The 22,663-nt window shown below is 32.5% G+C and carries 27 protein-coding genes; 17 read left to right on the top strand and 10 right to left on the bottom strand.

The genetic code is table 11. The annotated features are described in order from the left end of the window. Window positions 1-13 precede the first annotated feature (13 nt). On the bottom strand, window positions 14-313 hold the full coding sequence (locus BW939_RS06910) for a hypothetical protein (RefSeq protein WP_185115865.1): 300 nt from the start codon (window positions 311-313) through the stop codon (window positions 14-16). A 326-nt stretch (window positions 314-639) separates the two neighbouring features. Next, window positions 640-1,494, bottom strand: coding sequence for a nucleoside phosphorylase (locus BW939_RS06905; RefSeq protein ID WP_076451146.1), 855 nt, complete (start codon window positions 1,492-1,494; stop codon window positions 640-642). 378 nt (window positions 1,495-1,872) lie between these two features. On the opposite strand from BW939_RS06905, the gene BW939_RS15835 reads away from it, so the two are divergent. Then, the gene (locus BW939_RS15835; protein WP_159439257.1) at window positions 1,873-2,025 is read left to right on the top strand and encodes a hypothetical protein; all 153 of its coding nucleotides are present in this window, start codon (window positions 1,873-1,875) and stop codon (window positions 2,023-2,025) included. Window positions 2,026-2,046: 21 nt separating this feature from the next. On the opposite strand, the gene nhaA is transcribed toward BW939_RS15835, so the two are convergent. The 3 genes from nhaA to BW939_RS06885 all read right to left on the bottom strand — a co-directional run bounded on the left by nhaA (window position 2,047) and on the right by BW939_RS06885 (window position 6,229). After that, the gene (nhaA, locus tag BW939_RS06900) at window positions 2,047-3,390 is read right to left on the bottom strand and encodes a Na+/H+ antiporter NhaA (RefSeq protein ID WP_076451145.1); all 1,344 of its coding nucleotides are present in this window, start codon (window positions 3,388-3,390) and stop codon (window positions 2,047-2,049) included. A 613-nt stretch (window positions 3,391-4,003) separates the two neighbouring features. Beyond that, window positions 4,004-4,372 carry a response regulator gene (locus tag BW939_RS06890; protein WP_076451142.1) on the bottom strand — a complete coding sequence of 123 codons (369 nt, stop codon included), beginning with the start codon at window positions 4,370-4,372 and terminating at the stop codon, window positions 4,004-4,006. 9 nt (window positions 4,373-4,381) lie between these two features. Beyond that, window positions 4,382-6,229 (bottom strand): PAS domain-containing sensor histidine kinase, encoded by a 1,848-nt coding sequence (locus BW939_RS06885; RefSeq protein WP_076451140.1) that lies wholly within the window; start codon window positions 6,227-6,229, stop codon window positions 4,382-4,384. 406 nt (window positions 6,230-6,635) lie between these two features. Here BW939_RS06885 and BW939_RS06880 point away from each other — a divergent pair, with 406 nt between their 5' ends. The 16 genes from BW939_RS06880 (at window position 6,636) to hisIE (ending at window position 18,910) form a co-directional block, all read left to right on the top strand. Beyond that, on the top strand, window positions 6,636-6,869 hold the full coding sequence (locus BW939_RS06880; protein ID WP_076451138.1) for a hypothetical protein: 234 nt from the start codon (window positions 6,636-6,638) through the stop codon (window positions 6,867-6,869). A gap of 19 nt (window positions 6,870-6,888) precedes the next feature. Further along, entirely contained in the window at window positions 6,889-7,158 is a 270-nt protein-coding gene (locus BW939_RS06875) for a hypothetical protein (RefSeq protein WP_076451136.1), read from the top strand. A gap of 37 nt (window positions 7,159-7,195) precedes the next feature. Further along, window positions 7,196-7,531 carry an RNA polymerase sigma factor gene (locus BW939_RS06870; protein ID WP_076451134.1) on the top strand — a complete coding sequence of 112 codons (336 nt, stop codon included), beginning with the start codon at window positions 7,196-7,198 and terminating at the stop codon, window positions 7,529-7,531. Window positions 7,532-7,666: 135 nt separating this feature from the next. After that, window positions 7,667-8,095: a hypothetical protein gene (locus BW939_RS06865; RefSeq protein ID WP_076451132.1), complete on the top strand. Its 429-nt coding sequence runs from the start codon at window positions 7,667-7,669 to the stop codon at window positions 8,093-8,095. A gap of 370 nt (window positions 8,096-8,465) precedes the next feature. Next, entirely contained in the window at window positions 8,466-9,011 is a 546-nt protein-coding gene (locus BW939_RS06860) for a C40 family peptidase (RefSeq protein WP_076451129.1), read from the top strand. 98 nt (window positions 9,012-9,109) lie between these two features. Then, complete coding sequence (locus BW939_RS06855) at window positions 9,110-9,922, top strand: 2,3,4,5-tetrahydropyridine-2,6-dicarboxylate N-succinyltransferase (protein WP_076451126.1); 813 nt, start codon at window positions 9,110-9,112, stop codon at window positions 9,920-9,922. Window positions 9,923-9,932: 10 nt separating this feature from the next. Next, window positions 9,933-10,607: a glycosyltransferase family 32 protein gene (locus tag BW939_RS06850; RefSeq protein ID WP_076451123.1), complete on the top strand. Its 675-nt coding sequence runs from the start codon at window positions 9,933-9,935 to the stop codon at window positions 10,605-10,607. Continuing rightward, on the top strand, window positions 10,591-11,691 hold the full coding sequence (locus BW939_RS06845; RefSeq protein ID WP_076451121.1) for a glycosyltransferase family 4 protein: 1,101 nt from the start codon (window positions 10,591-10,593) through the stop codon (window positions 11,689-11,691). Before BW939_RS06850 ends, BW939_RS06845 begins: the two co-directional genes overlap by 17 nt. A gap of 244 nt (window positions 11,692-11,935) precedes the next feature. After that, window positions 11,936-12,793, top strand: a complete 858-nt coding sequence (hisG, locus tag BW939_RS06840; RefSeq protein ID WP_076451119.1) for an ATP phosphoribosyltransferase — start codon at window positions 11,936-11,938, stop codon at window positions 12,791-12,793. Between the two features lies 1 nt (window position 12,794). Next, complete coding sequence (hisD, locus tag BW939_RS06835) at window positions 12,795-14,069, top strand: histidinol dehydrogenase (protein WP_076451117.1); 1,275 nt, start codon at window positions 12,795-12,797, stop codon at window positions 14,067-14,069. A 4-nt stretch (window positions 14,070-14,073) separates the two neighbouring features. Continuing rightward, window positions 14,074-15,099, top strand: a complete 1,026-nt coding sequence (gene hisC / locus BW939_RS06830) for a histidinol-phosphate transaminase (RefSeq protein WP_076451115.1) — start codon at window positions 14,074-14,076, stop codon at window positions 15,097-15,099. A 2-nt stretch (window positions 15,100-15,101) separates the two neighbouring features. Further along, window positions 15,102-16,196 (top strand): bifunctional histidinol-phosphatase/imidazoleglycerol-phosphate dehydratase HisB, encoded by a 1,095-nt coding sequence (hisB, locus tag BW939_RS06825; protein ID WP_076451113.1) that lies wholly within the window; start codon window positions 15,102-15,104, stop codon window positions 16,194-16,196. A 1-nt stretch (window position 16,197) separates the two neighbouring features. Further along, window positions 16,198-16,776 (top strand): imidazole glycerol phosphate synthase subunit HisH, encoded by a 579-nt coding sequence (gene hisH, locus BW939_RS06820; RefSeq protein WP_076451111.1) that lies wholly within the window; start codon window positions 16,198-16,200, stop codon window positions 16,774-16,776. Between the two features lie 82 nt (window positions 16,777-16,858). Next, a complete protein-coding gene (gene hisA / locus BW939_RS06815; protein WP_076451109.1) occupies window positions 16,859-17,581 on the top strand; it encodes a 1-(5-phosphoribosyl)-5-[(5-phosphoribosylamino)methylideneamino]imidazole-4-carboxamide isomerase in 723 nt (240 codons plus the stop codon). Beyond that, entirely contained in the window at window positions 17,574-18,326 is a 753-nt protein-coding gene (gene hisF / locus BW939_RS06810; protein WP_076451107.1) for an imidazole glycerol phosphate synthase subunit HisF, read from the top strand. The genes hisA and hisF overlap by 8 nt, the downstream gene beginning before the upstream one ends. Continuing rightward, the gene (hisIE, locus tag BW939_RS06805; protein WP_076451104.1) at window positions 18,323-18,910 is read left to right on the top strand and encodes a bifunctional phosphoribosyl-AMP cyclohydrolase/phosphoribosyl-ATP diphosphatase HisIE; all 588 of its coding nucleotides are present in this window, start codon (window positions 18,323-18,325) and stop codon (window positions 18,908-18,910) included. The genes hisF and hisIE overlap by 4 nt, the downstream gene beginning before the upstream one ends. 82 nt (window positions 18,911-18,992) lie before the next feature. Here hisIE and BW939_RS06800 read toward each other — a convergent pair whose 3' ends face one another. From BW939_RS06800 to infC, 5 genes are all read right to left on the bottom strand, one after another. Further along, a complete protein-coding gene (locus tag BW939_RS06800; RefSeq protein WP_076451102.1) occupies window positions 18,993-19,916 on the bottom strand; it encodes a M28 family metallopeptidase in 924 nt (307 codons plus the stop codon). A gap of 40 nt (window positions 19,917-19,956) precedes the next feature. Beyond that, complete coding sequence (locus BW939_RS06795) at window positions 19,957-21,120, bottom strand: M28 family peptidase (RefSeq protein ID WP_076451100.1); 1,164 nt, start codon at window positions 21,118-21,120, stop codon at window positions 19,957-19,959. A 92-nt stretch (window positions 21,121-21,212) separates the two neighbouring features. Further along, on the bottom strand, window positions 21,213-21,557 hold the full coding sequence (gene rplT / locus BW939_RS06790) for a 50S ribosomal protein L20 (RefSeq protein WP_076451098.1): 345 nt from the start codon (window positions 21,555-21,557) through the stop codon (window positions 21,213-21,215). A gap of 119 nt (window positions 21,558-21,676) precedes the next feature. Then, window positions 21,677-21,874: a 50S ribosomal protein L35 gene (rpmI, locus tag BW939_RS06785; protein WP_076451096.1), complete on the bottom strand. Its 198-nt coding sequence runs from the start codon at window positions 21,872-21,874 to the stop codon at window positions 21,677-21,679. A 254-nt stretch (window positions 21,875-22,128) separates the two neighbouring features. Then, a complete protein-coding gene (infC, locus tag BW939_RS06780; protein ID WP_185115863.1) occupies window positions 22,129-22,629 on the bottom strand; it encodes a translation initiation factor IF-3 in 501 nt (166 codons plus the stop codon). Window positions 22,630-22,663 lie beyond the last annotated feature (34 nt).

Below are 22,663 nucleotides of genomic sequence, written 5' to 3'. Positions count from 1 at the left end.
ATAAGACTGAATTTTAATTCGTTTTTTTATTCCATTCTGCTTTCACATCTTCTGCAGCATCTTTGGTTTTCTCCCAAGCATCATTTGCACCATCTTTAATGTCTTCCCACGCATCTGCTGCATTTGATTTTACTTTATCTAGCCAACCTTCGTTTGTAGCTTCTTCATCATTATTTCTTCTTTCGTTGATATACTCCTTGGCTTTATCTGCCAATTCTTCAACTTTCCATTTTGTGTTGTTAGCAGCATCTTTCAAAGAATCTTTGGTGTTGTCTACTGCGTTTTCTGCTTTGTTGTAATCTGAATTATTCATAATGTAATATTTTATTGTGTGATAAAGAATAAACAAGAAGTATTCCTAAAATAATTCTATGATGTTAAAGTTTTCCCAATATTTTATTACTGTAAAAAAATGTTTTAATTTTCACCAAAATTAATTCCGTTCACTTTAAAAGGTATAATTATGATGAAATTGTCGAGAATTTTCCAATGCGAGAATGTCTTCAACATCTCCAATAAAAAATTAATGTTACAAATCTATTAGAAAGCTATGCGAGTTTGTATTCTAGATATTTTTCGTCACTATACACGAGTATTAATAAGTAAAAAAGGATTTCAAAATATGAAATCCTTTTTTACTTATTTTACAACTCTTTCCAAAACCCATTCAATCAAATTTTGTTCGGAAGCATGGTGATCTTTAGAAAATTCGCCTCTTCGTCTATTTGCAATCACATTATTAACTGTAATAGCTTGATGACCCAGTAATTTTGAAAAAGCATAAATAGCAGAAGTTTCCATTTCGAAATTGGTAATTCCCAAATCATTTAAAGTTTCCAAAAACTTTTCATCTGTAGCTTCCAAACGTAATTGCCTGCCTTGTGGAGCATAAAAACCTGGGAAAGTAGCTGTATTTCCATGGTATTTTGCATCTTTATACAAATTGCCCAATTCTTCAGACCATTCTGAGAAATAAAGCATTGATTTTATTTTATCGTAAGGGAATTTTTGATAAAAACTCCTTGAAAATTCATTCTCGAATTGATAATCTTTGTAAAAATTCATCAGTCCGTCAAGTCCTACTACATTTTGTGTTACAAGCATATTATCTACCTCAACATCTGGATTTACACTACCGCATGTTCCCATTCTGAAAAGTTTTAGGGAAGTTTTTTGAGATTTTATTTCTTTCTTTTGAAGATCAATATTAACTAAAGCATCCAGCTCATTCATCACAATATCAATGTTTTCAGTACCAATTCCCGTAGACATTACCGTGATTCTTTCTCCTCTTAAAATTCCGGTGTGAGTATAAAACTCTCTTTTGTTTTTCTTAATTTCTACCTTGTCAAAATGTTTAGAAACCTTTGCTACACGGTCTGGATCTCCTACAAGAATGATTTTTTCGGCAATATCTTCGGGTAAAAGATTAAGATGATAAATGCTACCGTCTTCATTTAAAATAAGTTCTGAATCTGCAAGTTGATTAAACATAATAATTATTTTTCTGTTTCTAAAAATACTAAAATTGACGTAAACGAGATGTAAACATTATTTAATTTATAGTTAAAATATTCATTAAATTATTCTATTAATATAAAATATCCTCTGAAAAACATCATTGAAATATTAAAAATGCCAGAAATTAATCTGAAGAAACCGATTTTTTTGCATCTTCATATTATTCAGAATTTACCAAAATTCACCTCAATACATCCGCAACCAGAGCCAATACATTGCCACCAGAAGAGTTACAGGTTTTAAATGAATTGGTTTTTTTTCTAAAGAAACACGAACTAAGAAAGAAGAAATAAAGACTATTAACAATTTTCTAAAAAAAAAATGCATCAGAAGAAATGATTGAATTTTATAATGGAAGATAGAGGAGAGGCTTGGTTTACTGATGAAAAACAAACGCTTTTGAATGAAAAACTGAATCTTTCTATAATTGAAAAGAAACAGCTGCTTTGCCTAATCAAAAGTAGTTTTACGAGTAATATTTCCCTATATCTTATCGTTTATTAAAGATTGATGAAATTGAAAATACTATTCATTGTCATCTGATGATTCAGTGTTTTTATTAAGAATAATATAACCTAAGATCCCGCCAATAATAGATGCTGCAAAAATTCCTATTTTGGCTTGGGTTTGATACTCTTCCTCTGTGAAGGCCAATGAAGTTACAAATAATGACATAGTAAAACCAATGGAAGCAAGAAAGCCTAGACCAAAGAGATTCTTAATCGTCATTCCTTCAGGCACTTTTGCGATTTTTAGTTTTATGAAAATTGCTGTAAATCCTACTACACCCAAAACCTTTCCTACCAACAGACCTAAAGCCACTCCCAATGCAATATTGGTATCCAACAAACTGTAAAAGTCAATATCCAGTGAAACACCAGCATTGGCTATGGCAAAAACAGGGATGATTACGAAAGTTACAATAGGATGCATAGCATGTTCAAGTCTTTGAAGTGGAGGAGTTGCGGCAATAGTAGCCACATTGATTTTTTCTAATACATGAAGCTGATCGTTGGTTAAAGTAGGATTATTTTCTGTAGGATCAATATTTTTAAATGCTTCTAGATAATTGGTAATTTTAGAAATAAAAATAGTTTCCTTAATTTTTACATCTGCGGGAATGGTAAATGCTGCTAAAACGGCAGCAATTGTTGCATGAACACCTGAAATCACAAAACAAGTCCATACTCCGCAAATACCAAGAAATGCAAAGAAAAATATAGATCTTACTCCTAGCTTATTTCCTAGATACATTATGGCAAGAATGAAAAGACCGATCAATAAATAAGTCATTTCAATATCTGCTGTGTAGAAAAATGCAATTACAAGAACCGCTCCCAGATCATCCACAATGGCTAATGCAGTTAAGAAGACTTTTAAAGAAAGTGGTATTTTTTTGCCTAACAGAAAAAGAACACCTAATGCAAAAGCAATATCGGTAGCCATGGGTATTCCCCAACCCTTATGCATTTCTCCACTAGGATTAAGCAATAAAAAGATTAAAGCAGGCATTACCATTCCACCGATTGCAGCTACGATTGGTAACATGGCTTTTCGGGGGTTGGAAAGTTCGCCGCCAATGATCTCGCGCTTGAGTTCTAAACCTACTACAAAAAAAAAGATAGACATCAATCCATCATTAATCCAATGATGAAGAGTAAAATCAAAAAAAACTTTGCCATTCCAGCGAAATCCAAATGTCTGCTCAAGAAAATGATGGTATGCCGCTGACAAAGGAGAATTAGCAAGTACCAATGCAATAATAACACTAATCCCCAAAAGTAATCCCCCTGATTTTTCTTGCTCTATAAACCGCTGTACAGGCTGTGTGATTTTGTCAATCGGTTTGGTAGGATAATTTTTGATCATGTTTTTTTAATAGTTGGTGCAAATTTATAAATACTAAAAATAAAACTAAGTATTCATAAAAAAAGTTATAATAAATAATGAGATTTTTATAAGTAATTGGCGATAGAAAATCCCGGAATTGCATTTCAAATTAAAGTTATAAAAAATTGGAAAGCGAAATTCAAAAAATAATTCCTGAAATAAGGAAATCATTTCTATTTTGTTCAGAAGCTGCATCAGAGAAGCAAAATTATTTTATACTTTAACCGACTTTGGAGAAACTTTAGATGAAAAAACAAATGAAATATTCCACCAAGTAAATGGTTTTTATTTTGAAAGATTAGGAGTGATTTATGAAAATATAGAATTATTGCAAAATGGTGAAAATTTTAAAATCATAAAAATCAAAAGTTCTAAAAGTGAACCAACGAATATACGTGACTAGGCATTCATTTTTTTTGCATTGAAAAAATATAATAAAACACCCGAAAATAATAGCAGAAATCAGTATCAAAAATTAAGAAAAAAAACTTTTTTTACTGACATTTACAGCTTAAAAAATAATCTAGAGATAGAAAAAAAAGCTAAGTAATATTTCTTCGGTTGATTAAATTATTTTATTTCCTCATCAAAATTATTTTATATAAACCCTTAATCTTTCAATAATATCCTCCATATCAAAAGGTTTTGCAATAAAATCGTTTGCACCCGCATCTAGTGCCGATTGCCCAAGACCTCTACTTGCAGACATGATGACCACTGGTATGTCTTTCAAATATTCGTCAGCTTTTATATGTCTACAAATGTCTCTTCCATCTTCACCAGAAAGCCACATATCCATCAAAATAACTTTTGGCTTTTCTTTTACATTTAATGCATCAAGCATATCTGTTCCTTTATAAAACTTAGAAATTGAAAGTCCTTCAAGTTCCATCATTAGCTCTATTGAATCAACAATCGCAGGACTGTCGTCCAAAACTACAATTTGTGTGGCGGTAGACATAATTAAAAATTATACGTTTGGTATTTCGAAGCAAAATTCAGACCCTTTTCCTTCTGTGGAAAGTACATAAATTTTCCCGCCCATTCTTTTGATGATTTCTGACGAGATGTATAGCCCCAAACCAAGCCCTGGGAAGGTATGTTCTTTATTTCCACTTACACGATAATACTGTTCAAAAACTTTATGTTGTTTGTCTTCTGGTATTCCTATCCCGAAATCTCGTACAGAATATTTAATAATACCATCACGAACTTCCACTGTAACGATTATTTCATCTGCATTCGGCGAATATTTTATTGCATTGCTTATGAGATTACTCATTACCTGCGAAACTCTGTGACGGTCTGTAGTGACATTACCAATGGTATCTGAACTAAGAATAATCTTGTGTCTTGCACTCATTTGCTGTTCTACAATCACTTCATCGATAAGTTGATCAAAATTAAATTCAGATTCATTCATTTGAATATTTCCTTTTTGAATTTTGGTAACATCCAGCAAATCGTTGATTAATTCTGAAAGTTTATCGATTTGGGAGTTCATCCTTTTTGCAACATCAGCATTTTTTGTATCGCCTAGTTTCATAAGGTTACTCTCAATAAATTGAGTATACAATTTCAAGCTAGTGAGAGGGGTTTTAAGTTCATGGCTAGCAATACCGAGAAAATTGTCTTTTTGAGTTTGAAGCTGTTTAAAATCATCAATATCAGTGAAAGTACCCGTCCATTGTACGATTTCTCCATTTTGATTGGTGTTTGCAACAGCTCTTCCTAAGAACCATCGGTAAACTTCAGGATTTTTTGGATCTTGAAATTCATATTCTACTTCAAAAGGATTTCCGGTTTTCAAACTTTGTTCCCAGATTTCCATGATTCGAGGATAAATTTCTGGTCTTATAATTCTTTGTATCGCTTCATTGGAGTCTTCATCTTTACTAAAACCCATGTACTGATACCAATTATCATTCATGTAAGTAATTTTCCCTTCTTTATCACTCGTCCAGACAAATTGAGGCATAGAATCTGCAAGCTGACGCAACTTTATTTCGCTTTCCTGAATTACTTTTCTCGCTGTCACTTGATCTGTAACATTTACTGCAGTATTGTGAATTGCATATACCTCACCTGAAACATTTTTCAGAGGCTTGTAAGAAAAATTAAAATAAAATGTCTGTAGTTTTCCGTCTACAACAAGGTCTACGCGATCTTCTTTTGCAGTGTAAGTTTCTCCGGTTTTGAAGATATTTTTTAAAATTCCTATAAAAGGCTGACCTTCCAATTCGGGAAGCGCTTCTTCTAGTTTTTTCCCGATTACAGATTTATCTTTACCCCAAGTTTTCAGCATGGGATCGTTTGCTAATTCTATAAAAAGATCTTCTGAATAATAAATGGCAATAGAGTAATCTGATTGTTTAATGAGATCCTCAAATCTGTACTCACTTTCTTTAAGTTTTTGTTCATAAATTACTTGATCTGTAACTTCTGTTCCTACAATACTTACGCCTACAATTATGTTTTCTTCACTGTATACTGGGGCATAAATAAAGTTGAAAAAATGCTCTTCGTATTTGCCATATTTCTGAAGAAAAACAGACCACTTGTTTCCATTGAAAATTTCTCCTCTTTTGTATACTTTGTCAAAAATTTCACGAAAACCTTGAGCTTCTATTTCTGGTAAAGCTTCAAATAGAGACATCCCTATCACTGAGGAATCTCTTCCCCACAATTCTAAAATCTGCGGATTGGCGTTACTGATAACAAAAGTATCACCCATTACCAAAGACATCGCTACAGGTGCTTTGCTAAATAACGTTACCAAAGATTCGTGCGAGATGTTTTCGGCAGTAAAGTTTTGCATAAAAGAGATTTTGTAGATGCAAAAATAAATTTTATTTTAGTTTTAAATCAAAATTTACTGTTTCTTTTTAGAATTAGCCGCTAGTTGTATTTACTCACAACTTTTTCGTTCTTTGAAATTGAAAAAGAGAAATAGACTCGGAAGATGTGATTGTATTCTCTATATTGAGATTTGTTGGTTTTCATCAATCTAAAATACTTAGCCAAAAAAACGCCTAAAACAAAGTGTGGTATCTAAAGTTTTTATTATTAAACAGAAAGGCAGAGTAATTGTATTTCAAATTTCAGATATCCTTAAAAAATTATCTTTTTATAAATCTTGCTACCAATTTTTGTTTTAATCATTATTTACTTTAATGTATAAAAACACTTAATATTTTACATTTCATTTTTAATAAATTTAAACTATGACATTTGAAGAATCTATAAAGCATAAAAATGAATCTGTAAAGTCTGCTGATGAATCTGTACTAAAACTTTATCATATTTTGATTGCTCCTGCTAATACAGAAGAAAGTGTGAATTATATAAATCACTTTCTGAAAAATCCACAATCTTGCAATGACGAAACCTGCAAACAATTTTCTTCTTCAGATAATTATGAAATTGTAAGCATTAGAAAAGAAGAAACTGCAAAATAAAATTTAATCCAAAACAAGCATGGAAATAAATGATCTCCTAATACAAGAACTTACAAAACCGTCGGAAAACATTGAAAAAGTAACGGTAAAATACACTAAAAAACTCATCATATCAGGAGTTATTTCAAAATTACAGATCAACCCTTTTAGTATTTTATTGTCTACAGAAAATAATAAATCGAAAGAAGATGGGTTTCATACTATCAATTTTGCTGAGGCAAAACAAATTTCTATCAAGTTTTATGATGGTAGAATAAGTGTTCATCAAGACAGTAAGTATACAGATTGACATCATAAATTATTTAGAAATTTAAACATTACTTACAATGAGTATTTCCGAAAACAAAAGTAAATTTTGTTCCCTACTAAAAACCAAAAACCGCGAAGTTTTTGATGAATTGTATGCCGAATACGGAAGCCAACTGTATGGTATGGCCCTACAATGCGTGGGAGAGGAGAAACTTGCAAACGAATTGATGCTCATTACATTTACCAATATTTGGAGAGAATTGGAAAGTTTTGATAATACTAAAATTGAAATAAAAACCTGGTGTACCATGATGCTTGTAAAATCATTCAGGCACTGTTTTTCTTCAACCGATCGGTTCAGAAGAAACAAAAATCAAATTACAGACAATACAGAAATAGATTCTTTCATATAATTTTTAATAAAATAAAATTTTCAATAAAAAGAGACAGTCATCAATTACTCAACATTGTTTTTCAATACTTTATATATACTAAATAGTGAATTCTTTTTTCCACTCCAAATAATCTACAATAATTCAAAAAAAATAATGTTTCATACTCCTATAGAAAAAATAGATTTTCTGCGTTTCTTTTTGGGAAATGCCCATGGCAAAAGTGCTGAACTTATCATTGATAAAGGATTAGTTTACATCAGTGAATACTTCGGATATTTCAAAGAAATACTACAAAAATCAGATAAAAATTTTGCTCAAAACAATGAACAAAAATTAATTACTACTCTGGAAGAAATAGGCATAAAAGATTGGAAAGAAAATTATGATAACAACCCAATTTTTGAAGGGACAGAATGGGAGCTGGAGATGAAAATAAATAATGAGCAAAAACACTATTGTTTTTCCGGATATGAAGAATTTCCCGAAAAAACAGGAGATTCTACTTTCACGAAATATTCTAATGAATTCAGAAAATTATTACACGTACTGAATTCACTTTCAGACGCTACTTACTTTGCATAAAAACTAATTTTGAAAAAACAAGATGTAAAATTTGAATATTAGTAAACATAATGCTTAATTTAATGCATTGGCAAACAAATAATTTAAATTTCTATTTCTATAAAATACTCAAAATAAATGCTGCGTACACAGTATAAACTTCAAAATTTGTAAAGAGATACAAAATATTTTTAATAAAAAATTGCCGAATACAGTATTATAATTAAACTATTTTGAGGTTAAAAATACATTATACTTTAAAGCTGTAAAAACACATGAAGATAAAAAAATGTGAACCATTTTTTCCGCCATATCTAAGTTTTTACGCTTACATTTTTATTTTTCACAAAAACAAATTATTATCTTTGAAAAGTCTTTGATAAAATCCATAATGAAACTGAACTTTTCTGTAAAAATAATCATTCTTTTTTTTGTAGTCTGCATCGCAACAATTTCTTGCGGAAGCTCCAAACCAGCAACCTCAAATACAAAATCCAAAGTTAAAAACGAAAATTTACGATCGCTAGATTCTGATTTTAACGGGAAAGCTGGTTCGGTAGCAAAACGAATTTTAAATGATGCCGAAAAATATTTAGGCACTCCCTACAAATTTGCAGGAAATACCGCTGAAGGATTTGATTGTTCGGGACTTATAACCAAAGTTTTTGGAGAAAACAATCTCAAATTACCAAGAAGATCCGCAGATCAAGCAGAATTTGGAAAAAAAATTAATATTGCTGATACCCAACCCGGCGACTTGTTATTTTTTGCAACAGCAGGAGGAAACAAGGTTTCACATGTTGGGATTATTCATTCCATAGAAAACAACGGCGAAATAAAATTTCTTCACGCATCAACTTCAAAGGGAGTTATCATATCTTCTTTAAACGAAAAATACTGGAACAAAGCTTTCCTACACGCGCAGAGAGTTTTATAATTGCTATAATCTCTCTACTTAATCTTCAATTTAACCCCAATTTAGCTTAAAAACTTTTGTATCTTTGAAGTCACTATTTTAATAAAATTCAAATAAAAATGTCATTACAACAAACTATCGAAAACATCTGGGAAAACAGAGATTTATTACAAAACGAAGACAGCCAAAAAGCCATCAGAGAAGTGATTTCTTTGGTAGACAAGGGTGAACTTCGTACCGCAGAACCTAAAGAAAACGGATGGCAGGTAAATGAGTGGGTAAAAAAAGCCATTGTAATGTATTTTCCTATTCAAAAGATGGAAACTATTGAAGTAGGGCCATTTGAGTTTCATGATAAAATGCCTTTGAAGAGAAACTATGCTGAAAAAGGAGTGAGGGTTGTTCCACATGCCATTGCAAGAGAAGGAGCGTATATTGCACCTGGCGTAATTTTAATGCCTTCTTACGTCAACATCGGGGCTTATGTAGATTCAGGAACAATGGTTGATACCTGGGCAACAGTTGGAAGTTGTGCGCAAATTGGTAAAAATGTTCACCTAAGTGGTGGCGTTGGTATTGGAGGAGTATTAGAACCTCTTCAGGCCGCACCTGTAATTATTGAAGATGACTGTTTTATAGGTTCTAGATGCATCGTTGTAGAGGGTGTTCATGTTGAAAGAGAAGCAGTATTGGGAGCCAATGTAGTTTTAACAGCTTCTACAAAGATTATTGATGTTACCGGAGAAACACCAATCGAAATTAAAGGTAGAGTTCCTGCTCGTTCAGTTGTAATTCCGGGAAGTTATACCAAACAATTTCCTGCCGGAGAATATCAGGTACCTTGTGCTTTGATTATTGGGCAGAGAAAAGAATCTACAGATAAAAAAACATCTCTTAATGATGCTTTGAGAGAAAATAATGTAGCAGTATAAAGATTCTACGATGGCAATTCCCAAGCAAATATTTCAAACTTTTAAAACCCATAAACTTCCTTGGATTACGAAGTTTTACATTAAAAGAATGCTCAAAAAAAACCCTGAATATCAATATCATTTTTATGATGACGAGAAAATCCAGTCGTTTTTTAAGGATGAGTTTCCTCCTGAATATTTTAAAGCTTATAATAGATTAACCATCGGAGCTGCTAAAGCAGATTTTTTCAGATATGCCATTTTATACAAAAAAGGCGGCGTTTATCTGGATATAGATAGTGGAATTAATAGCCCTTTGCGAGACTTCATTCGTGAAAACGACGTTGCTTTAGTTACGGATGAAATTCCGCCAACATATTATGTACAATGGGGTCTGGTTTACCAAGCCGGACACCCATTTTTACAAAAAACATTAGAGAATATTCTGGATAATATCAAAAACAATCCGCATCCTCACAACGTTCATAAGACCACAGGTCCTACAGTTTATACAGACTCCATAAAACAATGTCTCGCAGAAAACCCCAATATTCCTCACCGTTTTTTAGCGCCACATTATGACAATAAAATGCAATTTAAATATAAAATGGGCAAATTTTTTCTTTACAGTGATAAATCTGAACACTGGAAGAGGAAGCAACTCACACAAAATATTATAAAACCCGAGAATGAAGATAGCATTTGATGCCAAACGTTTCTTTCACAATACTTCAGGTTTAGGCAACTATTCCCGTGATTTGGTAAGAATTTTATCTCAATATTTTCCGGAAAATGAATTCTTTTTACTCAACAAAAATAAGTCCGAAAGAGGAAGTGAAATCTTGGAACAAAAAAATGTTCACTTTATAGAATCTTCAAAAGGAAAATTTTCCCGTCAACTTAAAATGGGTAAAGATGCACAAGCTGAAAACGCAGATATATTCCACGGATTATCTGGTGAATTACCTTTAAGATGGAATAAAAATCCGATCAAAAAAATAGTTACAATTCATGATTTAATTTTCATGCGATATCCCCAATATTACTCATTTTTTGATAGAAAAATTCACTTTTGGAAATTTAAAAAAGCAGCCGAATCTGCGGATAAAATAATTGCCATTTCAGAACAAACCAAGCGAGATATTGTTAATTATTTAAAAGTTCCTGAAAGTAAAATAGAAGTTATTTACCAAGGTTGTCATCAAGCTTTTAAAGAAAATCAGGCTCAAGAATTCATTCATAAAACCAAACAAAAATTCAATTTACCAGAACGATTTATCTTAAATGTAGGAACAATTGAAGAACGCAAAAACCTCTTAAATATTATAAAAGCTATCGATGAAACCAATATTCCTTTGGTTGTTGTTGGAAGAAAAACAAAATATTTCAAAAAAATAAAAAATTATACTCAAAAAAATAAAATAGAAAAGCAAATTCATTTTCTGGAAGGCGTTTCCATGGATGAACTGGCTGTGATTTACAAGCTTGCAGATATTTTTGTCTACCCAAGTCTTTTTGAAGGCTTCGGAATCCCTGTTATTGAAGCATTGTTTTCAAAAACCGTTACAATTACAAGCAACACAAGTTGCCTCCCAGAAGCCGGAGGTAAAGATTCTGTTTACATAGACCCAAAAAATTATTTAGATTTAAAATCAAAAATAAAATTTCTATGGAACAGCGAATCTGAAAGAAAACGCCGTGCAGAAAAGGGTTTTGAGTTTGTACAAAAGTTCAATGATGAACCTATTGCGAATGAGCTGATGAATCTTTATCAAAAAATTATTTTATAAATTTCTTGGAAGTTTAAAAATAAGTTATATATTTGCATCACAATATTCAAAAAAATGAAACCGAATTTCTCAACACTTCATCATTATCATCATCTCAGCTAAGGCGGAAGTGATTGATATTTTGTGTTGAATTCATAAAAATAAATTAAAAACCGTCTGAGTATAAGACGGTTTTTTTTATTTCCACAATTCTGTGAAATCTCATTAATCACCTTTATTTACTCAGACAAAATCTTTTAAAGTAATGAGTAAATTAAAAATTGCTATTCAGAAAAACGGGCGTTTATACGAAGAATCTCTTCAGCTCCTCAAGGATTGTGGTATATCTGTAAACAACGGCAAAGACCAACTTAAGGTTTTGGTAGATAATTTTCCTTTGGAAATTATGTACCTTAGAAACTCAGACATTCCACAATATCTGGAAGATGGAGTAGTTGACATTGCTATTGTTGGTGAAAATCTTCTCGCTGAAAAACAAAAACAAAACGAGATTGTACAGAAACTAGGCTTTTCCAAATGCCGTGTCTCCTTAGCCATTCCTAAAGATATTGATACAGACCAACCCCAATATTTTCAAGGAAAAAAGATAGCTACATCTTATCCCAATACATTAAAAAAATATTTACGCGAAAATAATATTCAGGCAGATATTCACGTGATTTCAGGTTCTGTAGAAATTGCTCCAAACATAGGATTAGCAGACGGAATCTGCGATATTGTGAGTTCAGGAAGTACTTTATTTAAAAATGGATTGCGAGAAACCGTTACCCTTTTAAAATCCGAAGCTGTTTTAGCAAAAAACATCAATCTGAATACATTGCAGGAAGAAATTTTAGACAAATTATTATTCAGAATTAAAGCAGTTTTGAAGGCAAAAAATTCAAAATATATTCTGATGAATGTTCCTAATGATAAGATTTCAGAAATCTCCAATGTGCTACCTGTTTTAAAAAGTCCTACAGTAATTCCCCTCGCTGAAGAAGGATGGAGCAGTATTCATTCTGTTATTGACGAAGAACGCTTTTGGGATGTCATTGACGAATTAAAACTAAACGGAGCGCAAGATATTTTGATAATTCCAATCGATAAAATGGTTATTTAAGATGAATATTTACAAAAATCCTAAAACAGAAACTTGGTTTGAACTCGTAAAAAGACCGCTTTTTAAAAATAATGAAATTTCAGAAACCATTAAAGAAATCTTTACAGAAGTTCAAAAAAATGGAGACCAAGCTTTGATTAATTATGCTGAAAAATTTGATTCTGCTAAAATAAATCAGTTACAGACAACCATAGAAGAAATTGATATTGCAGAAAATCTAATTTCCGAAGATTTAAAAAAAGCAATCCAGGTTGCAAAAGAAAATATAACAAAATTCCATGCTTCTCAGATTGTAGAAATTGAAAAAATTGAAACAACAAAAGGTGTAATTTGCTGGAGAGAAAGCCGTGCCATCGAAAAAGTAGGAATTTATATTCCCGGCGGAACAGCTCCCTTATTTTCTACGGTTTTGATGCTCGCTATACCGGCTCAATTAGCGGGTTGCAATGAAGTTGTTTTGTGCACACCTCCAGATAAAAATGGAAATATCAACCCCGCAATTCTTTACACTGCAAAACTTTGCGGAGTTTCAAAAATATTCAAAGTGGGTGGTGCACAAGCAGTAGCAGCAATGACTTTCGGTACAGAAACTATTCCGAATGTGTATAAAATATTCGGTCCGGGTAATCAATTTGTAGTTGCAGCAAAGGATTTTGCTCAGAATTTTGGGGTGGCCATAGATATGCCTGCGGGACCGAGTGAAGTTTTGATTATTGCCGACCAAAATGCTAACCCAGAGTTTTGTGCAGCAGATCTATTGTCTCAGGCTGAACATGGAAGCGACAGTCAAGTGATTTTTATTTCAACAGATTTCAATATTTTAAATAAAACAATTCAGGAGGTAGAAAAACAAGTAAATGAACTTCCAAGAAACATATTTGCAAATAAATCTTTGGAAAACAGCCACTTTATTTTTTTAGAATCTATGGATGAAGCTTTGAAATTCAGCAATTTGTATGCTCCCGAACATTTGATTTTAGCCATTGAAAATTTTGAAAATTATATTGAAAAAATTCAAAATGCAGGTTCGGTTTTTCTCGGCAATTATTCTTGTGAAAGTGCCGGAGATTATGCCAGCGGAACAAATCACACGCTTCCTACCAATGGTTTTGCCAAAAATTACAGCGGCGTTTCTTTAGATAGTTTTGTGAAGAAAATTACGTTTCAGAATTTATCAAAAGAAGGCTTGCAGAATTTAGGAACAACTATTGAATTGATGGCGGAAGCAGAAGGACTTTTTGCACACAAAAATGCAGTATCCATTAGATTAAAATAAACTTATGACAACATTAGATATTCAAAAATTTGTTAGAAAAAATATACAGGAACTGAAACCATACATCAGTTTCAGAGATAACAATCAGTTTATAAAACCTTTAATGATGGATGCTAACGAGAGCCCGTTTGGTGAATTTAATCGCTATCCGGATTCTACGCACAAAAACTTAAGAGATAAAATATCAGCTTTTAAAAACATTGCAGCCAATCAGATTGCCCTCGGAAATGGTAGTGACGAATTAATTGATTTGATTATAAAAATTTTCTGTGAACCAAAGAAAGATTCTGTCTTGGTGATGAATCCTTCTTTTGCAATGTATGGATTTTACGCATCCATTAATGAAAATAAAGTACTACCACTCAATCTTAATGAAAAGTTTGAAATTGTAAAGGAGGATTTTCTAAATAGTAGTAAAGAAAATCAAACTAAGCTATTATTTATCTGTTCGCCCAATAATCCAACAGGGAATTCAATAAGTGACATAGAATTTTACATCAAGAATTTTCAAGGAATTGTTGTCGTTGATGAAGCATATATTGAGTTTTCTGAGCAAAAATCATGTCTTGAACTAATCAACGAATATCCTAATTTGATTGTTTTGCAAACATTCTCAAAAGCCTGGGGCTTAGCAGGAGCAAGAGTTGGAATTGCTTATTCATCAGTAGAAATTACCAATCTTATCTATACGGTAAAATCACCTTTTAATGTGAATATTTTGAGCCAAAATTTGGTTTTAGAAAAATTAGATCAGATTGAAGATTTCCAAAATAATTTAAATGAAATCTTGAAGGAGCGAGACTGGCTGAAAAATCAACTTTTAAGTGTAAAATGCATTTCAAAAATTTATCCAACAGATGCTAATTTCTTTCTTATTGAATTTGAAAATGCAGAAAAAGTGTATTCTACATTGGTTGAAAATGAAATTCTCACCAGCAAAAGATTTCCTCAGATTCCCAACTGCATCAGAATTAATGTTGGAAACCGAAATGAAAATGAAATTTTAATCAATACTTTAAAAAATATTTAAACATGAAAAAAGTATTATTCATAGACCGAGATGGCACATTGATTATAGAACCGCCAACAGATTTTCAGGTAGATTCTTTGGAAAAGCTGGAATTTTATCCGGGAGTTTTTCAAAATTTAGCCAAAATAGCAAAGGAATTAGACTACGAATTGGTTATGGTAACCAACCAAGATGGTTTGGGAACAGACAGTTTTCCTTTTGAAGATTTTGTAAAGCCACAAGATAAAATGTTGAAAGCTTTTGAAAATGAAGGTATTGTTTTCAATGATATTTTAATTGACAAAAGTTTTGAGCATGAGAATTCTCCCAACAGAAAACCTGAAATCGGAATGCTTGGAAAATATATTTACGGCAATTATGATCTTGAAAATTCTTTTGTAATTGGAGACCGATTGACGGATATTCAGTTAGCTAAAAACTTAGGATCAAAAAGTATTTTTATTAATGAGATTGAAAATGAAAATGCTGAATGCACAACCAAAAGCTGGAGCGAAATCTATCAATATTTAAAGCAAATTCCCAGAACAGCAAAAGTTTTCAGAAAAACAAACGAAACAGAAATCGATGTAGAAGTGAATCTTGACGGAAGCGGAAATTCGGAAATTTCAACAGGTTTACATTTTTTTGACCACATGCTTGAACAGATTTCAAAACATGGAAATTTAGATTTAAAAATAAAGGTGAAAGGAGATTTGCAGGTTGACGAACACCACACAATCGAAGACACGGGAATTGTTCTCGGAGAAGCCGTTTTAAAAGCTTTAGGAAATAAAAAAGGAATAGAAAGATATGGTTTTTTACTTCCAATGGACGATTGTTTGTCTCAAGTGGCGATTGATTTTGGCGGCCGTCCTTGGTTGGTTTGGGAAGCTGATTTTAAAAGAGAAAAAGTTGGCGACGTACCAACGGAAATGTTTTACCACTTTTTCAAGTCATTTACAGATGCTGCAAAATGCAATTTGAATATTAAATCTGAGGGAGAAAACGAGCACCACAAAATTGAATCAGTCTTTAAAGCGTTTGCAAAAGCGATAAAAATGGCAGTCAATCAGACCGATCAAAATTACAATTTACCATCAACCAAAGGAAGTTTATAAGATGATAGCGATTATAAAATACAACGGCGGAAACGTTAATTCTGTTCAGAACGCCTTAGAAAGATTAGGTGCAAATTCTATTATCACCGATGATTTTGAATTGATAAAAAACGCAGAAAAAATAATTTTCCCAGGCGTAGGCGAAGCTTCTTCTACGATGAAACGGCTAAGAGAAAAAGGTTTGGATCAACTTATTCCCTCATTAACGCAGCCTGTTTTGGGAATTTGCCTAGGAATGCAACTGATGTGTAAAAATAATGAAGAGGGAAATACTGAAGGATTGGGAATTTTTGATTGTAATGTGAAAAAATTTCCTCCACTTGATCTCGTTCCACACATGGGTTGGAATACAGTTTCAGATTTGAAACCACCACTGTTTTCAGAGATTTCAGAAGAAAGTGATCTGTATTTTGTACACAGTTTTTATTGTGAATTATCTGAACATACGACTTCAGTTTGTGATTATATTTTACCGTTTAGCGCTTCTTTGCAGAAAGATAATTTCTTTGCGACTCAATTCCATCCAGAGAAGTCAGGGAAATTCGGGAATCAAATACTCAAAAACTTCTTAAAAATTTAATGATGAAATCGCAATGATTGGTAATAGAAAATCCATGAAAAACAGCGATTGTATATAATTTATAAAAACAATAAAACTACTTATGAAAATTATTCCTGCCATAGACATCATCGACGGAAAATGTGTAAGATTATCAAAAGGTGATTACAATACCAAAAAAATTTATAATGAAAATCCACTCGAAGTAGCCAAAGAGTTTGAGGGGGCTGGAATTGAATTTCTGCATTTGGTGGATCTTGATGGTGCAAAATCAAAACATATTATCAACCAGAAAGTACTAGAAAATTTAGCTAAAAAAACCTCTTTGCATATTGACTTTGGTGGCGGACTGAAAACTGATAAGGATATTGAAATAGCTTTTAATTCTGGAGCAAAACAAATTACCATAGGCAGTATCGCAGTTCAAAATCCCGAATTCTGTATTTCATTAATAGAAAAATACAGCGCAAAAAAAATAATCCTAGGAGCTGACTGTGAAAATAAAAAAATAAAAACTGCTGGTTGGCTGGAAGAAAGTGATAAAAATGTAATTGATTTTATTCTTGATTATCAAATGAAAGGCATTATGAATGTAATTTGCACAGATATTTCAAAAGACGGAATGTTGCAAGGTGCTTCCACAGAATTGTATCAAGATATTTTGGATAAAACAACCGTTCAGCTAGTGGCAAGTGGTGGGATTTCCTGCATTGAAGATGTCTATTTGATGAAAGAAATCGGATGTGCTGGTACCATTATTGGAAAAGCTATTTATGAAGGAAAAATATCATTAAATCAACTTCAAAATTTTATTCAAAATGCTTAAAAAAAGAATAATTCCATGCCTAGATATTAAAGACGGAACCACCGTGAAAGGGATTAATTTTGAAGGACTGATCAATGCAGGAAATCCGATTGATTTAGCCAAAAAATACGAAAATGAAGGCGCTGACGAACTGGTTTTTCTTGATATCACCGCAACTATCGAAGAACGAAAAACTTTTGTAGAACTCGTAGAAAATATTGCCAAAGAGCTTAGTATACCATTTACAGTGGGTGGTGGGATATCTTCCATTGAAGATGTAAGAAAATTACTAGAAGCGGGAGCCGATAAAATAAGTATCAATTCTTCTGCTGTTAAAAACCCTTATCTGATTTCTGAATTAGCAAAAGAATTCGGAAACCAATGCGTAGTTGTAGCAATTGATACAAAAATAGTGAATGGCGAAGATTGGGTTTTTGTGAAAGGTGGAAGAGAAATGACTCATCTAAAAACCTTAGAGTGGGCAAAAAAAGTAGAAGAATTGGGTGCGGGAGAAATTCTTTTAACCTCAATGAATAGTGATGGAACTAAAAATGGTTTTGATTTGAAATTGACGAAGCTAATTTCAGAAAACGTAAACATCCCGGTCATTGCATCTGGTGGAGCAGGAAAAACTGAAGATTTTGAAGATGTTTTTAATCTCACAAAAGCAACAGGAGCTTTGGCCGCTAGCGTTTTCCATTTTGACGAAATTGGAATTGGTGACTTAAAAAATAACCTCAAAAATAAAAATATCAACGTAAGATGAAAATAGACTTTAATAAAACAAACGGATTGATTCCGGTAATCATTCAAGACGAGCGAACTTTGCAGGTTTTAATGCTTGGTTACATGAATGAAGAAGCTTTCAGCAAAACAAAAACCGAAGGAATAGTAACATTTTTCAGCCGTTCTAAAAATAGATTATGGACGAAAGGCGAGGAGTCTGGAAATTTTCTAACGGTAAAAAATATTCAGATTGATTGTGATCAGGATACGATTTTAATTAAAGTGATACCAAAAAACACAGTTTGTCACACCGGAAGCTTCAGCTGTTTTGGTGAAAAAGATTCTAAAGGTTTTTTGTATGAATTGGAAAGCAAAATTGCGCAGCGAATTGATGATCAAGTAGAAGATTCTTATACCTATTCTTTATTTCAGAGGGGCATCAATAAAGTGGCTCAAAAAGTAGGCGAGGAGGCTGTGGAATTGGTTATAGAAGCTAAAGATGATAATGAAGATTTGTTTAAAAATGAAGCTGCTGATTTACTGTATCACTTTTTAATCTTGTTGAAAGCGAAGAACTTTTCTTTAAATGAAATAGAAAAAATTCTCCTGAATAGAAATCAATAGAAAAACCTGCAAATCTGCAGGTTTCGCTTATAATTAATTTAAAACTGATGATATTATTATCTGTAATTTATTTTTTATGAGCCTATTTCACATCTGAAATTTTACTTGCTACTGCAAAATGTTGCAAAGCTCCGATGGTTGCTTTTCCAATATTAAAAACATATTGCACATCTGTATTGGCAAACGTATCATTTTCTGTATGTGGCAGTTCGCTTCTTAAATACTCAAAAAACCCGGTTATTACTTCACCTTTTTTCTCGAAGGAAATGTAGTCGCTGTGCTCTGCAGGATCTATTTTAGCTTTTAAAGGGGAGTATAATGTTGTACACGTCATCAGTTCTTTTGTAGCTTGAGTAGAAGCCGCGTTATTTTTGGAACTTCCTCCTTGGTCTTCATCGCAAAAAACAGTGTCATTAAATAACCCTTTCTTGCCACCAACCTGATCAAGATTGAAGACCATTTTAATATCAATCAAACGTTGTTTACCATTGAATACTACTTCATTTGCATAATGCTTACTGCCATAAAGCCCTTGTTCCTCGCCCGAAAAATGGATGAATTTAATAGAATATTCTGTGGGAACGTCTTTTAAAATCCTAGCTGTTTCCAAAATGATAGATGTACCACTTCCATTGTCATTCACTCCGGGACCATTGATGCTGTCAAAATGACCGCAGATGATGATGTATTTATCTGGAAATTTTGTTCCCTTTTTAGTGATAATAAGATTTTTAGACTTCATTCTTCCCACTGAAAACGGATCTTCCATTATCTGATCTTCATTATAACCAAAAGAAATATATTTATCTTTAACCCAAAGCAATGCTTTGTTATTTTCTGATGAACCTGTTGTTTTTATTCCAAGTTTTTCAAATTCTCTCAAATGAGAAGTGATGTTCTCAAGCTGCAATAAATTAACACGTTCTTGATAGGTTTGAATAAAATGTTGTGCCTCAATATTTTCTAAGGCTATTCCTAAAAGTAAAAAAGCAATGAGTTTTTTCATATTTGGTTTTTAAAATAAACAGAAGAAAATTACAACTAAACTATTTTTCTATAATAAGTTTTTTAGAAATTTTCTCGCCATTACAACTTACCGTTCCAATATAATTTCCAGAATCTATTCCTGAGATATTGATTTCTTTTTGGTTTTCTGATTTCAAAATCAATTTTCCAGTTATATCTGTAATTTCGATAGTAAAATTTCTTACATCTTTGGGAGTTTCAACATATAAAGTATTTTTTACCGGATTGGGATAAAATTTAAAAGTATCTAAATTCTGCTTTGCCTCATCTGTTGCCAAAACTAAATTGGCAACAGCAAAATGCTGAAGCGCCCCTACGGCTGCTTTCCCAACCTTAAAAACGTACACCGGATCTACATTGTTAAAAGTATCATTTACCGTGTGCTGATTGCCACTTACAGGAGTTTCGTAGAAACCAGTGATGATATCTCCCTTGTTTTCAAAAGGAATATAATCTGATGCAAATGCATTAGACATGATGACCTGAAGAGGAGAGTAGAGTGTTGTACAGTTTGCTAATTGCTGAGTCATCGCCAGAGACGGTGCGTTGTTGGCAGTTTGGCCACTCATATCACTTTCACACGTTATGGTGGAATTGGGGTTTCCAATTTTGCCGCCCACCTGATCAATATTGAAAACAACTTTTAAATTTAATTGGCGGACGTTATTATTAAAAACCACATTATTCACATAGTGAGTACTTCCTAGAAGACCTTGCTCTTCACCTGAAAAGTGAATAAACTTAATTGAATATTCAGTGGGAACATCTTTCAAAATTCTTGCGGCTTCCAATAAAATAGAAGTACCACTTCCATTATCGCTTACCCCTGGACTATTTATTGTGTCGTAATGCCCACAAATAACTACAAAAATATCCGGATATAAAGTTCCGGTTTTTGTTATAATCAAATTTTTTGAAGTCGCGCTTCCAGAGGTAAAAGTATCTTCTGTAATCTGGCTTGCAGAATATCCGTAAGCTAAATATTGATTTGTAAGCCAAGTTAACGTATTATTATTGGCTACAGATCCTGTGGTTTTTGTTCCAAGATTAGAAAACTGCTGAAGCAAACTCGTGATATTCGCTTGGGTCACTTGATTGGCTCGATCTTGATATGCTTGTATAAAGGTTTGGCTTTGAAAAAAACCAAGCATGCCTAAAGACAAAATAGAGAATACTTTTTTCACTTTAAATTTTAATTACTTATAACAAATTTAGATAATATAAAAATCCCGAGCAAAAAACTCGGGATTTTATATTGATAACAAAATTGTTTTTATTATTTTACTTGATCTACAACAGCTTTGAAAGCTTCTGGATGATTCATTGCTAAATCAGCTAAAACCTTTCTGTTCAATTCGATGTTGTTCTTTTTAAGAGCTCCCATAAACTGAGAGTAAGACATTCCGTGTTCTCTAGCTCCCGCATTAATACGAGTAATCCAAAGTGATCTGAAGTTTCTTTTCTTCTCTTTTCTTCCACGGTAAGCATATTGCATTGCTTTTTCTACCGCGTTTTTTGCTACAGTCCAAACGTTCTTTCTTCTACCGAAAAAACCTTTAGCCAGCTTTATAACTTTTTTTCTGCGTGCTCTTGAAGCTACTGCATTTACTGATCTAGGCATAATGTAATTGTTTTTTTGAATTCAGCGCTGCTTGTTTCATCAGACTTTGGAGCTGCAATTCAGGGTTAAATTTTTTGAATTTTTTTGAATTCCTATAAACCGACAAAGATTTATAAAAACTACTGAATGGCTAATTGACGTCTAACGCTTTTTTCGTCCACTTTTGCTACATAAGAAGTAGTAGTAAGATTTCTCTTCTGCTTAGTTTCTTTTTTAGTCAAAATGTGGCTTTTGTAAGCATTTTTTCTTTTGATCTTACCAGAACCAGTAAGAGCAAAACGCTTCTTAGCACCTGATTTCGTTTTTAATTTTGGCATTGTTCTGCTTTTTTATGTTTTTGTTATCAATATCTTTTTAAGAGCTAATTGCTATGCAAGCATTTAGCTAAGCGAATTACTATTTAAAATAAAATCATGAATGATGTATGCATACTAAATAGGTATTCCGCAAATGAGGTTGCAAAATTACAAAATTAAACAATACAAAAAGAGACTTTCTATCAAAAATCTCTTTTACATGTTTCGGTTTTGATTTGTAAGCAAAATCTTCTCAATCAAAACATTGTATTTGCTTATTTCGCAGGCTTCTTAGGGCTCATCATCATAATCATTCTTTTCCCTTCAAGCTTAGGAAGTTGGTCTACTTTTCCTACGTGCTCCAATTCCTGAGCAAGCTTTAGAAGTAAAATTTCTCCTTGATCTTTAAAGATAATAGAACGCCCTTTAAAAAACACGTAGGTTTTTAGTTTAGAGCCTTCTTCAAGAAATTTTTCGGCATGTTTTTTCTTAAACTCATAATCATGCTCATCTGTCTGAGGTCCAAAACGGATCTCTTTTACGACCACTTTTATTTGCTTAGCCTTTAGTTCTTTTTGCTTTTTCTTTTGCTCATATAAGAATTTTTTATATTCTAATATTCTTGCAATAAACGGTTCTGCCTTATCGGAAATTACTACTAAATCCAAATCTTGTTCCGAAGCAATTTGTCTTGCTTTGTCTATCGGATAAATTCCCGGCTCTACGTTATCGCCCACCAAACGAAGCTCTCTCACACGAATTTTATCGTTGATCAAGTGTAAGTCCTCCTGTACAGGACGTCTTTGTGGG

It is taken from the genome of Chryseobacterium piscicola (assembly GCF_900156685.1).
Classification (GTDB): Bacteria; Bacteroidota; Bacteroidia; order Flavobacteriales; family Weeksellaceae; genus Chryseobacterium; species Chryseobacterium piscicola.
This window is presented reverse-complemented; position numbering and strand designations above follow the sequence as displayed.